Consider the following 12,794-nt stretch of genomic DNA (forward strand, 5'->3'; position numbering starts at 1 on the left):
ACCGGTTCCTCCTTAGGCCATGGGATCTCGGCCATGTTCCCCTGCCTGCTCTGCAAATGATTCCTGTTCCGTTGCCTGCCTTACTGGATTGGAATCCCCAATCATTACCGGCCGTTTCTTCATCTTCCACCAAGGTACACGTACAAACAGGTCTTTCATATTGCTCTTATAGAAAGGTGCGAGCGGCATCATATAAGGAACACCGAACGAATTCATAGATACTAATCGAACGAGGATGGGAACCAAGGCCGACAAAACGCCGTATAACCCAAATAAACCCGCCAGCAGCATGAGTACAAACCTGAGTAAACGAACAGCCCCCGCCATATTGAACGCAGGTAGCACAAAGTTGCATATAGCCGTGAATGATACCACAATCACCATAGCTGCGGAAACCAACCCCGCCTGGACGGCAGCTTGTCCAAGAACCAAAGCCCCAACAATAGAGATTGCAGGCCCTACAGCACGCGGCATTCGTACTCCTGCTTCGCGGATAACCTCGAAGGTCAGCTCCATTAGCATTGCTTCAAGCAGTGCTGGCAATGGTGTATTCTCTCTCTGTGCAGCCAGAGTGATGAGCATTGTTGTAGGCAGCATTTCCTGGTGAAACGTAGTTGTTGCAATAAAGAATGAGGGTAATAACAATGCCAAGAAAAAGGATACCATCCGAACGATCCGAAGAAAAGATGCCAAATCATATCGCTGGTAGTAATCCTCACTGGATGCGATAAACCGAAAAAGGGTTACGGGAGCAATCAGCGCAAATGGGGTCCCATCAACCAATATTGCTACCAGCCCTTCAAGCAAGCTACCTGCTACAGCATCCGGGCGCTCGGTGTTATGAATGGTTGGAAAGGGTGTCCATACCCCATCTTGAATAAATTCCTCAATATATCCACTTTCGAGAATACTATCAGTGTTGATGGAATCTAATCGTCTGGAGATTTCCTTAACTACCTCTGGATCTGCAATGCCTCGAATATGTGCTACCGATACCTTCGTCTGCGTGTATGATCCGATAATTCGAGAATCAATGTGGAGTTCAGTTGATTTGATCCTTCTCCGGAGGAGCGCGATATTGGTGGATATATCCTCCGTAAACCCCTCTTTAGGGCCGCGGATTACTGTCTGCGATGTGGGCTCCTCAACCGCTCTTTTAGCCCCCCCGCTAATAGAAGCAGCAAAGGCCTTGGTGCTGCCTTCGACAAGGAGAGCCACCTGTCCATAAAGAACGGCATGGATAAGTGCTTGCTCATTTTCAAGGCAAGTGATGCCCCCAATAGGAATACGATCCATCAACCAACTTTCAACATTACGATCAGAGAGATCCCCATTTCGAATACCTGCAGTGAGCTCCTCCAGCAGTGTCGTTAAAATTTGCTGATCAATCAGGCCTTGAAGAAAAGCTACAGCGAGAACCGGATTGCCCTGTTTATCGTTCAAGGAACGAAGAATGAAATCCGTGCTATGTCCTATTTCGTGCTTCAGCATGGTCACGTTGCCTTTAAGCGTGCCACTCAGCTTCTTGGATAACTCATTCGATTTTTTGTCATTAACTGATTTAGGGCTCCTGCCATTTTTGGATCGTAAAGGATGTTTAAACAGCCATTCTTTTAACTTGTCAACCACAGCAATACAGTCCCCTTCTAGTTAGCAGTCAACTGTAATATGCTACTATTCCACGATTTGTATGTACGGTTCTTGTCAAAAGTGCTTGCATACCAATCCAATGCAACTATGATTACAATTGTGGAGACCCCCGTTCCCTAACGACGTATTGTAGTCTACAGGTTTATTCATACTGAACCATATATTAAAATCCACAGTATTAGAGCAACAGAATCAATTTAAGATATAAGTATACAGGCCTCTGATTATGATATGATCACCTCATTGTAGACAGAAAAAAGCAAACGCTACATTGGTTTTTCAAATTGTCATACCGTCCAAGTTCATAAAATAAGTTTTAAACTGACTCTAGAAATTGAAACAGCGACAGCAAAGGACGGAGAAAATAAAGTCCTAGACTGTCGCTGTTTTCATTGAACTCACGCTTCTGTGTTTAGTGCAATCTAGACTGATGTAAATCTTGTTCATCCTAAGCCAACCAGGAGTTTAAAAAAGAGTATTTTCTTCGAGCAGTTGTGTTTCACGTAGATCTCTAGCCTTCCGAACAGAGGGCGAGTAAAAAACGTCACTATGCATATGCTGAATTTTATCCCAGTTGCCAGGATTGGTCGTGTCTGGAGAACGATGCTCCAGAATGGCCTGATATAGGGCCGTTTTTTGTTCCAAATGGGCAACGTGCTGTTTGGCTTCTTCGAGCTTAACGAGCGCCGCTTTCTTATGCTCCATCATGAGTGTGTAGCGCTGCGGAATGGTCGAATCCCCTTCGAGACAGAAATCGACGTACATTTTAATGATTCCAATCGGCATCCCGGATTGCTTGAGACATTTGACGCCATGCAACCAGTTGATCGATTCTTCGTCGAACATCCGAATGTTGTTTTGATTGCGCTGTACGCTTGGTATTAGGCCTTTATCCGTGTAAAAGCGTACAGCGTGCTCGGTGAGTCCCGTTATCTGGGCGGCTTCTTTGACTGTATACATGTGGAATCCTCCTTGGAAAAATAAATTTTTTTTTGAAGACGGTTTGACTTCGTGTAACACGAAGGCGATAGGTTTATTGTAATGCAAGTCGACCGTAAGCGGAATCCCACTTAGGTGCCCGATTTCCCAGTTCCGCGGCCGTTTGCTTTACATTTGAACAATGGGAGGAATTACAATGCAAACCGTGACATTAAACAATGGTGTGAAAATGCCGATTATCGGCTTTGGTGTCTACCAAGTTCCAGATGTTGAAGAATGCGAGAACGCCGTATATGAAGCGTTGATGGCTGGTTACCGCCTGATCGACACCGCCGCCGGTTATCTGAATGAGGAAGCGGTCGGTCGTGCGATCAAGCGCAGCGGCGTACCGCGTGAGCAGCTGTTCATCACGACCAAGCTATGGGTTCAGGATGCCGGCTACGAGAGAGCCAAGCTCGCGTTTGCCAAATCCTTGAATAAGCTGCAACTCGACTATCTCGATCTGTACCTTATTCACCAGCCGTTCGGCGATTACTACGGTGCTTGGCGTGCGATGGAAGACCTGTACCGGGAAGGCAAGATTAAGGCGATCGGTGTCAGCAACTTCCTACCCGACCGCCTTATGGACCTCATCGTTCATAACGAAATCGTGCCCGCCGTCAACCAGATCGAAACGCACCCGTTCTACCAGCAGACAGAGAGCGCAGCTTTTATGAAAGAGCAGAGAGTTCAACACCAGTCGTGGGCCCCGTTCGCTGAGGGACTTAACAACATGTTCAGAAACGAAGTGCTGGTCTCGATCGCAGAAAAACACAAAAAGTCCGTCGCTCAGGTCGTATTGCGCTGGCTTGTTCAGCGTGAAGTCGTTGTAATTCCAAAATCGGTGAGAAAAGAGCGGATCGTTGAAAACTTTGACATTTTTGATTTTGAGTTGAGCGCGGACGATATCGAACAAATTTCGACCCTCGATACGCGGAAAAGTCTTTTCTTATCGTACCGCGACCCGGAAGTCGCCAAGATGATGGGCAACTGGAGATTCGATCTGTAAACCTTGAATCGAACCGTAAACTGATCACGCGTTTATCCTCATCTATAAAGAAAGGATAGGGCGGTCACCCCTGTCCTTTCTTTACTTGGATTGACCCTTGGATTCGCTCTTCTGCTTTATAATGATGTCATCTTTGGCTTAATCATAATAAAACCTCCTATTAGAGCAATTATTTAGTGTTCTCTCCTGTAATTGAATCGCCAATGTTTTTTAACACTTTTAAATCTTATTGAAAAGGTGTGGATAAAAATGTTGGAAAAATCGGTACTGCTGCTTATTGTGGCTAGCTTTTTGTTTATGGTTAATGTGCCGGATCAAGCTTTTAACCACCATCATAGCATTCCCCCTCAAGTTACCATTGGAGGAATTTAAAGCAAAAGCTCTGCTAACCTTATGGTTGGCAGAGCTTGTTCGTTACCGGAACTCCGTATTTGTTTTCGCAGCCCCTATCGTTAGATACGCTTAATTTATTTCATTATATCGTTCGACTGCCTTGCTTAGCTTATAATTGAAATTCTCAGGTGTGCCATCCGTAGTGTTCAGGAACTGGCCGTTCAGGTCAGAATCAGATACAGGTTCCTTCTTATTGATGCGTTCAATGACTTTCGAAGCAGCCGCTTTTGCCTCAGTGGCTGAATCAACATAGTTCCTGATACTGAAGCTGTTAATCCCTTCTTTTTGAACTCGATTCTTGTCTTTTGAGATTGTCATGAGCGCACTCAGATCTGCGGTCATAATGTCGTATTTGGCTTTAAACTTCGTCATATCAAGCTGCAGCACATTGTCGGCGGTGATACCCTGCTCATCCATTTCAATGGCCGTAGCCTCGGCATCTATCATGAACTTCAAGGCATTATATCTGATCTGCTGGTCTGAATCCTTGAGTTTTTGCAGTTCAGCCAGACGCTGCTCGTTACCCAACTTGTGCATAGCCGTGAAGTATTGTTTGGAGACCGTCTCGTAAGCGAGATTGGCACTTACCAGCTTGGTATGCAGCTGTTTTCCTTTTGCGAAATCATCATCCACGTAACCTTTTGTATCATAGTAAACTTTCATCTCGTCCAGGACGGACAACAGATCATTGATGACCGGTGTCAGTTTGATCACTACGGGGTCTGCGTTGGCAAAAGCAGGTTGGCTTGCGGTATAGCCGTTCGCTTTATCAATAACTTCCCGCTCAGTTTCAGCAACGCCGAGCATGATGAAGCTGAAGTTCTTCTCGACTACAGGCTGTGAATCAACTCCGAACTTCTCAAAATAATGAACCAGAACCTCATTGATTCTGCCTGTCATCAAGTTATTCAGCCTCACATACGCATTGTATTTTTCGATTTCTTTGCTCTCGCCGGACGTAACACCTGCAGACGCTTGATCCACGGTGGATGTAATGGCAGAACAAGCGGACAACATTGCACCTAACATGATAATGGCAATAAAGAATGATAGCTTTCTCAAAATAGTGATTCCTCCGACTGAGTAATTTAACGTGCTTTTCTTTTGTAATATGTCTGAATAGGAGAGAGAACAACTGACCTCTTCTGGTCGATTAAATTCCCTCTTCGCCGCATATCAATGTTGATTGTGAACAATCTATTCAATTTTAAAATTATTTGGTGAATAGGTCTTGAGACTTGAGTAGCATAATTTTATAAATTTCTTTGTTGTTGACGATTGTTCTGCCAACTTCCTAAAAGCTTGTATTCCATTGGAACTGTCCTGCTCGTTAGCTTAACGTCGCCGTTCAGTCTACTAGCTTTCAGCAGGCCGCGTAAGATCCAGCTATTAAGGATCTGGAGATAAAGACGGGGGGCGCACAGAGGACATAAAAATTAGGCTGCTTGCTTTAGAACAAGATAACTATATTTATGGGACGGATAATTCTACACTACGGGACTAGGTTATCATACACTAAATAATGAGACTTATTTTATAAACTGCTTGGGCTTGTTTTTACATTTTCGGGATTATACGGTTCCTGAAACCAAAGCAGCGTTTTTAAATTTTATCGAAAAGGTGTGGATGACCAATGTTGAAAAAAATGGTACTGCTAATCATCGCGGCTAGCTTTTTGTTTATTGTTACTGTCAGCCTATAACCACCACAATAGTATTCAGCCTTACGTTACCATCGGAGGTGCTTAAACGTAGGCAAAGCAAATCCCCGCAAACCCTTAACTGGTCGGCGGGGATTTTTGTTGAACGATCTAAGGAACAGTGTGTTGAAGAATTATGCTGGAATTTTAGGCTTTAACTGGTTCAGGTCTTTTTAATTGAAGAGGGGGAGGTATTAGCCAACCCTTTTCTTTGTTCATTTTTAGAATACGGACTCCCAAAGCAGTCTTAGTTAGATGATATTTCGCAAATAAAGCCCCGATGTCTTCTCTAATGGATTGACCCATAGCTTGGCTGCAAGATGTCAATCCTACAGAGGTATCTAATGCGATTTTAGCTGCGATTTCGGGATCAGTAAACCTTGCACCAACCGGGATATCCTCAAGTTTCACAGGGGGTCTTTCAGGCAAAATAGGAGCTGGGGCAATCCCATTATCAGTAAGCATTGCGTCGCATTCTTGGATTTCCAGTTTAGCTTGATCAATAAGATCATCTAGTATTTTTTTGAGTTCTTTGTCTCCTGCGTGGTTTAAACATGCTTGGTAAAATGAAACGCTGCCTTTCGCTAACGCTGAAAACTGCCACACACTATAAACTTCTCCGTAATGCATGGGCTCGTCTTTTGGATTCCCGCTTAGGATACCCATTATAAAAACCACTCCTTTTTTAATTTTAATGATGTACAAATTTATGATTCCCAGTAGTGAAGATTTAATGTGTGTATACGAAATAAGTTCTACTGGGCATGCTAAATACATTAAAGAATTGATTGCAAACACAAATCTAAAGGAGTGGTTTAGGTATGTTGAAAAAAATGAAGATAATGGTTGTTGTTGCATTAATGATTTCAAGTTTTGGAGCGGCAGTAGCATTTGCTGAAAACGGTGAAACCAATATGGGCACAAACGACAATGGTAGAACACAAATGCTGACTACTAATAATAATGATGACGATAATGATAATGATAATTGGGGATGGCTTGGTCTGTTGGGGTTAGTTGGATTGGCAGGTTTAAAACGTCGCGAGCCTGAAAACCACAATAAAAGATAATCGTAAATACAACTCAAAAACAACTTAACAATCCCCGCTAACCATACTTGGCCGGAGGGGATTGTTTTTATTCGAACTATGTCTTTAGACGGAAAATAAAGATTAAGACACCACTTTTGATCTCTGCGATGATGGCAAGTTTCTCTTTCGCGTTCAAAATATCGGCAACCTTTTGGTTTTGACACTACCTGTATAAAATCAGATATTTCACCCATAATAAGACAGCCTGTTTTATTCCAAAAGTATGATCAAGCCTTAATATGGGGAAGCCGCCGGTAATAAGCTGGCTGATCTTCTGAGGGAGCATATTCTAATCGCGGGGAAAATTGTAGCGGCTGCCAAAGTGGGTAATCAGGCAAATGTGAAAAAGCTAGAGGCGGATTGGCATAAGAACGCCGATGATATCGCCAAATTTTTAAGTGCAGCGAATCCGAACTGGCAGTTTAAAACGCTACGAGATATGCTGTATACGCACCTTCAGTTGATTACGGAATTAGTTCTTGATTATATCAAAGGAGATTGGAAAGCGGGTATTGCATCAACCGACAAAAACGAGATCCATATGATTCATTTAGCGGACATCCTGACAGAAGGCATGGTCAAACAGTTTCCTGAAAAATTTTAAGTGAGCGCTATAGACGCTGCCAAGCAGATTAGCTTTCTATAATCACCCCAAAGGGTGGTATAGAAAGCTTTTTTATCGGTTTAATGATCCGTTAATACAATTATAAATGCAGTTCGGCATGTCGAACTGAAATGCGTTCTCCCGCAAGCTCAATGTTATTGATTTTCCTTCGTGAGATAAGAAGCTGCTAACAATGTAGTATTCGTATAGCCACCTGAAATATTTTCATATGAAAAATTAGCAATAGGAACTCCAATAACTGAAGCAACGTCTCCTTCAAAAATTTCTCCACTTGCTCCCGGATAAACTGCCATTACTGTATTATCATTTTCATCACTAATATAAACGATCGCCGTTGTCCCTATAGGAATGTTATCTTCTTCTATGTCTATTACATCGCCGGTTATTTTTACAAATTTGTTTAAGTATAAATTCAGATTTTTATTTAAGTGTTTTGTTGTTACGGATTTGTCTACTAGATTAATGACTTTGCTTTTATCTGTGGAAGGAAATAAGTCACTGTTTTTAGCAATGAAGTCATAAGAGGTTTGTTCCATAGAAGCTTGATCTTCTGTTAACACGGGTGTTCCATCTTTCAAGAATTCAGCAAATAAATATTCTTTATCTGTGACCTCATTTGTAGAAGCTTGCTGGGCAGTACTTTCATTGCTTGCTGTTTGTTCAGTAGCAAAGGATGTACTTGAAGACCCAGACCTTGTCGTTGTTTCCTTAAAATTGCTTCCACAAGCTGTTAAAGCTACAGAAAGTAGAGCAATAGATAGAACTTTTTTTAACATGACGAATTCTCCTGTGTATCCTCATCGGTTGAGGTAGTTGCTCATTTTATCTTGTTACCTTTATTATCGAATATTAATGTTGAATATATAATACTTTTAAGTTTTAACAACAAGGATATAAACAGTGGCTCAATCTTTTCTAAAGGTATTTTTTTAGTATACAATATCGGATGCACTGTATTGTTAGAAATTGTATAAATGACTCATTCTATCAAATTAGGCAACGTCGCAAAGACTGGGGCTAATCCCCTTCGATAGTATCTAAAAAACTCAAGCAAAGCGAGGTCTATACGCTTTTGGAGACCGTTTTTTTTGTATAAAAATGGAGAGTGTTATGGTATTAAAAAAAATAAATATTTTATATTTTTGGTTTGTGCTAATATATCTCTATTCAATTACAACTAGAAAAGAGGATACTGTGTGCACCATGACAAGGAATTAAAGCTTGCAGAAACAAATATTGCAAAAGGTATTGCTGTAATACTACTTTTGATCCATCACCTCTTCGCTTTTCCTGATAGATTAAAGTATGACTATGTTTCATTATTTAGTTTATTTCATGAAAGAGGGGAATTTTATTTAGGACATTTTGGTCAAATAGCAATATCTATTTTTTTGTTTCTAAGTGGTTATGGATTATATAAGAGCAATGTTCAAAATCCACATCATTTAATGCAGAAAAGCTTTACAAGATTAAGCAAAATAATGATAAATTACTGGGTTGTTTTTTTGCTTTTTATCCCAGCTGGTCTATACTTCTTTGGAAATTCTGATAGATTTCAACATAATTCAATAATGGATTTTTTGCGGAATTTTATAGCCCTATCCAGTTCATATAATGGTGAGTGGTGGTTTTTATATGATTATATTCTGCTGCTATTAATTTTTCCGGTCACCTTCCAAGCCTTTCAACGTAACGCATGGGTAACTCTACTCATTTCCGGTCTTGTTTTTTATAATTCATATTCACAAGGCAATTATTACAGTATTATGTATTGGCAGCTGCCGTTTATGATAGGGTTGTTCTTTGCTAAATATAAATTGTATTCATGGATGAATAAGATTTATAATTCCATCATATTTAATAACATACTGTTTGATATTATAATAATTGTAGTGTTATTTCGCTTTCGTACCACGAGTCAACTATTTGAGAAGACAACGATTGATATGATAATTGCCCCTTTATTTATCCTCGTTAGTATTCATTTAATGAATAAATTAAAACTAACCAGACCTTTTGCTTACTTAGGCAAGAATTCAATGAATATTTGGTTAACCCACACCTTTTTTTGTTATTATTATTTTCAGAGTATTGTTTTCTTCCCCAAGGTATCTATCTTGATCTTGTTGTGGCTAACGTTGTTAACGGTACTTACTTCAATTGTAGTTAACAGCATCATTAGTCTCATTAATACCAAAGTGTATACAAAAAATATTGATCTCAATCCAAACAAAGTTGGGGGCCAAGTGTAAAGTCTTACTATCTGTTTGGAAAAGACTACTGAATTGTACTTCACGGACACTCATTCGAGAGTATTTTATTTAACTTAAGCACAGCTTCCAGGCTTTTTGGAAGCCGTGCTTTTTTTGTTGAAACAAACGATTTGCAAACCTTTAGTCTAGAAAAAATGTATCGTCCAGTATAGCAGTTTAGGCGTGATCTCGAGATTACAGTAAATGTAAAGAAGGACTTCATCGGCATGTTAACCGACATGAAGCCCTTCATATGTTTATTTAGTTGAATATTCGCTTACTTCAAATGTGAGAATTTTGTTGAAGATTACGTAGTCTTTGCGATTGCTGAATGGACCTTTGTTGTTATTATGCTTGTCAATGGCAAAGAAAGAGGCACCTCTACCAGCATCTTTAGCGTCATACCAAGCGATGAAGGCATTGAGTTCTTTTTTACTCAGATCGAATTCTTTATCAAATCCATTGTCCATCGTTACAGTCAGAATAGCGCGATCACCAGTTGGTTGGGAGGCCCCATCATCTGTATCTGACGGATCCGGTGTAGTAGATGGATCAGGCTTTGTAGATGGATCCGGTGTAGTAGACGGGTCTGGTGTTGTAGATGGATCCGGTGTAGTAGACGGATCTGGTGTAGTAGATGGATCAGGTGTTGTAGATGTACCCGAATCTTGGTAAGGCAGAAAACCTTCAGGCATTGGATATCTAAACTCACTAGCTCCAAAATTAGCAGTATATACAACAGAGCCATTTAATTGATCGTTTCTTATGTAGGGATATACAGTATCACCTAATAAAGAAGGAGTGTACTTAGAAACACCTTGTGAAACTCCATTTTTGTAAAAAATAATTGTATTATTACTTAGATCTAAAGCGACCGAAATGACATCATTTACTGTATAAATGGCCCCGTAATCATAATTTCCTGTACCAAAAGATTGGCTGGTAGGACCATGACCACCTCCATGATAACCAGTGTACCTGATTTGTTTTTTCTTGTCTGAATTTGCGACTCCAATATCGCCGCTTCCTTTATTAAGGGTTACTTCCCAATACCATTTCCCTGAGCTTTTACCTACATTAGCAATATCGGTTTGATTCCATTCAGGAATTGTTTTTGTTAAAGATCCATCTGACCAGGTCACATTCGCAGTTTCTGCTTTTGTAACAGTAGGGAACAAGGAGAACACCGAAGCTCCAATGAGAAGGGCTAAAACTATTGTTCCTAGTTTTTTGAATATAATATTTTTCATGACTTCCTCCTAAATATATGTAATAACAACTGAATTATAGAATCAAATTGGGATAATTGTCCAAACATTAAATGATATATATTCAAATATGAGTATTATTATGGAATTAAATTTGTTTCAGGGGAACGTAAGTCGTCGAAAGTATAAAGGCACTAGTTATTAAGTAGATGAAATTAGCTGAGGGTCGAGGACACCACTTTCAATGCTCCAATAGGGTCACTGCAGTTTAAGGAGACTTCTGGTTAAACATCGTAAGAAACAATGGATACATATACAGGAGGCGTAGGATTCAATATTCATAATGACAAGGCATATCCCATATGACTAAGTAAGTGCTTTTTTGCTCACATAGAGGAGGGATATGATTGGATGCATTCGTTTCACGCTCATTAGATGAAATACGATTTTGGTCCAGGATCATGAAGGAGCATTCCTTTTTTCTGGGGTTAGGTTTTCGAGCGGAAGATACTCAACTTAAAACAGAAGCCAATCGGTTCTACGCCATTTTTGAGGATATTGAGAAAAGGTCGAATGAATTTAATACCGAGACAGATCCTTATACAATCAAAGAGTTTAATACGGAAGTTCAGAATGCGGCGACGAATATTTGGGCATTTAAGAGAATGGTATTGGGCCTTATATTACAATGCAAGCTTCCTGGACAAACCAATTTTCCTTTACTGGTAGATCACATAAGCCGGGAAGCCAATTATTTCAGAAACCGTTTAGGAGAACTCAATTCAGGGAAGCTTGAACCATTACCCGATGCAATTATTGATGAAAATGTATTTTTCTTAAAAATCATGGCCGATCACGCAAAATTTATAGGCCATTTGCTTGATCCATCCGAGCGTAAACTGGTTGAACAAGCTAGGGAGTTTAGTAATGATTTTGATGCGCTGATGTTTCAAGCGATTGATTTAAGTCATATGCGGCCACAGTCACAAACCGTTCCACTCCTGAGTCAATTTGTTGATGAAAACCGTGTCTCTGTGAAGTCTTTGCGTGATTTTAAGAAAACAGCGCGTGATTTAATCGACGAGTGCCGAATAAAAAGCATTATCCATCCTTTATTGGCCGATCATGTATTTCGTGAAGCGGAGAGGTTCCTTTTTATTCTCGATATGTTTGATCAATCCTTATCAGGTGTTAAGGTGAACAAGAGAGAAATCATGCACTGAGAGAGCCCAGTAAAAAGAGTACAGTTTCTGTAAAATATCCAGTGGAAATAAAGCTTTGAACAAAAATCAAACAGCGGCAGACTAAGACTTGAAAATAAAGTCTTAGTCTGCCGCTATTGTCATCCAACTAACGTGTATAAGTACATAGAAAATCCAATATGTCAGCATGGAGCATCCTATGGAAATGTTCGCGATCAAAGCCGGGAGGGTCTTGCGATGGGAGAAAGGCCGGAGTCCTCATCGATTCCGGGAAAGGACTCAGAAAGAAGAAATGTCCGGCGTTTTTACGGTATATATTTAAATCCAAATATCATTGACTGCCGTTAATTCTGACTCCGCTCCTCCAGTATTTACTACACCTCTCGGCTCTACTAGCATGATATGGCACTCTTCATGTGCGAAAGGCTTGTGTTCGACTCCCTTAGGCACAATAAACATTTCTCCCTGAGAAACCTGTACCCGTCCATCTCTAAAATCAATGAACATCTCGCCTTCAAGTACAAAAAAGACCTCGTCGGTATCTTGATGATCGTGCCATACAAAATCCCCAACTATTTTCACCAATTTAAATTGATAGTCATTCATTTCACCAATAACTTTGGGAGACCAATGATCACTAAATTTAGATAACTTTTCATGCAGTTTGATTGATTGATACTTCATAAT

At 40.4% G+C, this 12,794-nt stretch carries 12 protein-coding genes and 3 pseudogenes; 7 read left to right on the forward strand and 8 right to left on the reverse strand.

Annotated elements, in window-relative coordinates; translation table 11 throughout:
- Positions 1-12 precede the first annotated feature (12 nt).
- A complete protein-coding gene (locus G9G54_RS16120; protein ID WP_165178837.1) occupies positions 13-1,629 on the reverse strand; it encodes a spore germination protein in 1,617 nt (538 codons plus the stop codon).
- Positions 1,630-2,115: 486 nt separating this feature from the next.
- A complete protein-coding gene (locus G9G54_RS16125) occupies positions 2,116-2,610 on the reverse strand; it encodes a MerR family transcriptional regulator (protein ID WP_165178838.1) in 495 nt (164 codons plus the stop codon).
- Positions 2,611-2,785: 175 nt separating this feature from the next.
- Here G9G54_RS16125 and G9G54_RS16130 point away from each other — a divergent pair, with 175 nt between their 5' ends.
- Both G9G54_RS16130 and G9G54_RS26040 read left to right on the forward strand, forming a co-directional pair.
- Positions 2,786-3,637, forward strand: coding sequence for an aldo/keto reductase (locus tag G9G54_RS16130; protein ID WP_165178839.1), 852 nt, complete (start codon positions 2,786-2,788; stop codon positions 3,635-3,637).
- 249 nt (positions 3,638-3,886) lie between these two features.
- Positions 3,887-4,009, forward strand: a complete 123-nt coding sequence (locus tag G9G54_RS26040) for a hypothetical protein (RefSeq protein WP_274597346.1) — start codon at positions 3,887-3,889, stop codon at positions 4,007-4,009.
- A gap of 90 nt (positions 4,010-4,099) precedes the next feature.
- On the opposite strand, the gene G9G54_RS16135 is transcribed toward G9G54_RS26040, so the two are convergent.
- Positions 4,100-5,092 (reverse strand): YiiG family protein, encoded by a 993-nt coding sequence (locus G9G54_RS16135; RefSeq protein WP_165178840.1) that lies wholly within the window; start codon positions 5,090-5,092, stop codon positions 4,100-4,102.
- A gap of 438 nt (positions 5,093-5,530) precedes the next feature.
- Between G9G54_RS16135 and G9G54_RS25735 the strand changes: the two are divergent.
- Positions 5,531-5,701, forward strand: a pseudogene (locus G9G54_RS25735) (transcriptional regulator); the annotation flags it as partial.
- 175 nt (positions 5,702-5,876) lie between these two features.
- Here G9G54_RS25735 and G9G54_RS16140 read toward each other — a convergent pair.
- Positions 5,877-6,395, reverse strand: a complete 519-nt coding sequence (locus tag G9G54_RS16140; protein WP_029516021.1) for a DUF3231 family protein — start codon at positions 6,393-6,395, stop codon at positions 5,877-5,879.
- Between the two features lie 155 nt (positions 6,396-6,550).
- Between G9G54_RS16140 and G9G54_RS16145 the strand changes: the two genes are divergently transcribed.
- Together G9G54_RS16145 and G9G54_RS16150 are read left to right on the forward strand one after the other, a co-directional pair.
- Positions 6,551-6,799 carry a WGxxGxxG family protein gene (locus tag G9G54_RS16145; RefSeq protein ID WP_165178841.1) on the forward strand — a complete coding sequence of 83 codons (249 nt, stop codon included), beginning with the start codon at positions 6,551-6,553 and terminating at the stop codon, positions 6,797-6,799.
- A gap of 259 nt (positions 6,800-7,058) precedes the next feature.
- Positions 7,059-7,424: pseudogene (locus G9G54_RS16150) on the forward strand (glycosyltransferase); the annotation flags it as partial.
- Positions 7,425-7,579: 155 nt separating this feature from the next.
- On the opposite strand, the gene G9G54_RS16155 reads toward G9G54_RS16150, so the two are convergent.
- Positions 7,580-8,221, reverse strand: coding sequence for a hypothetical protein (locus G9G54_RS16155; protein ID WP_165178842.1), 642 nt, complete (start codon positions 8,219-8,221; stop codon positions 7,580-7,582).
- A 420-nt stretch (positions 8,222-8,641) separates the two neighbouring features.
- Between G9G54_RS16155 and G9G54_RS16160 the strand changes: the two genes are divergently transcribed.
- Positions 8,642-9,697 (forward strand): acyltransferase family protein, encoded by a 1,056-nt coding sequence (locus G9G54_RS16160; RefSeq protein ID WP_165178843.1) that lies wholly within the window; start codon positions 8,642-8,644, stop codon positions 9,695-9,697.
- Between the two features lie 257 nt (positions 9,698-9,954).
- Here G9G54_RS16160 and G9G54_RS16165 read toward each other — a convergent pair whose 3' ends face one another.
- Positions 9,955-10,947, reverse strand: coding sequence for an SPRY domain-containing protein (locus tag G9G54_RS16165; protein WP_165178844.1), 993 nt, complete (start codon positions 10,945-10,947; stop codon positions 9,955-9,957).
- 365 nt (positions 10,948-11,312) lie between these two features.
- Between G9G54_RS16165 and G9G54_RS16170 the strand changes: the two genes are divergently transcribed.
- The gene (locus G9G54_RS16170; protein WP_165178845.1) at positions 11,313-12,128 is read left to right on the forward strand and encodes a DUF2935 domain-containing protein; all 816 of its coding nucleotides are present in this window, start codon (positions 11,313-11,315) and stop codon (positions 12,126-12,128) included.
- 127 nt (positions 12,129-12,255) lie between these two features.
- Here G9G54_RS16170 and G9G54_RS25740 read toward each other — a convergent pair.
- Positions 12,256-12,414: pseudogene (locus tag G9G54_RS25740) on the reverse strand (alpha/beta hydrolase family protein); the annotation flags it as partial.
- An 11-nt stretch (positions 12,415-12,425) separates the two neighbouring features.
- Positions 12,426-12,791: a cupin domain-containing protein gene (locus G9G54_RS16180; RefSeq protein WP_165178846.1), complete on the reverse strand. Its 366-nt coding sequence runs from the start codon at positions 12,789-12,791 to the stop codon at positions 12,426-12,428.
- Positions 12,792-12,794 lie beyond the last annotated feature (3 nt).

The sequence above is a fragment of the Paenibacillus sp. EKM212P genome (genome assembly GCF_011066115.1).
Classification (GTDB): Bacteria; Bacillota; Bacilli; order Paenibacillales; family Paenibacillaceae; genus Paenibacillus; species Paenibacillus polymyxa_B.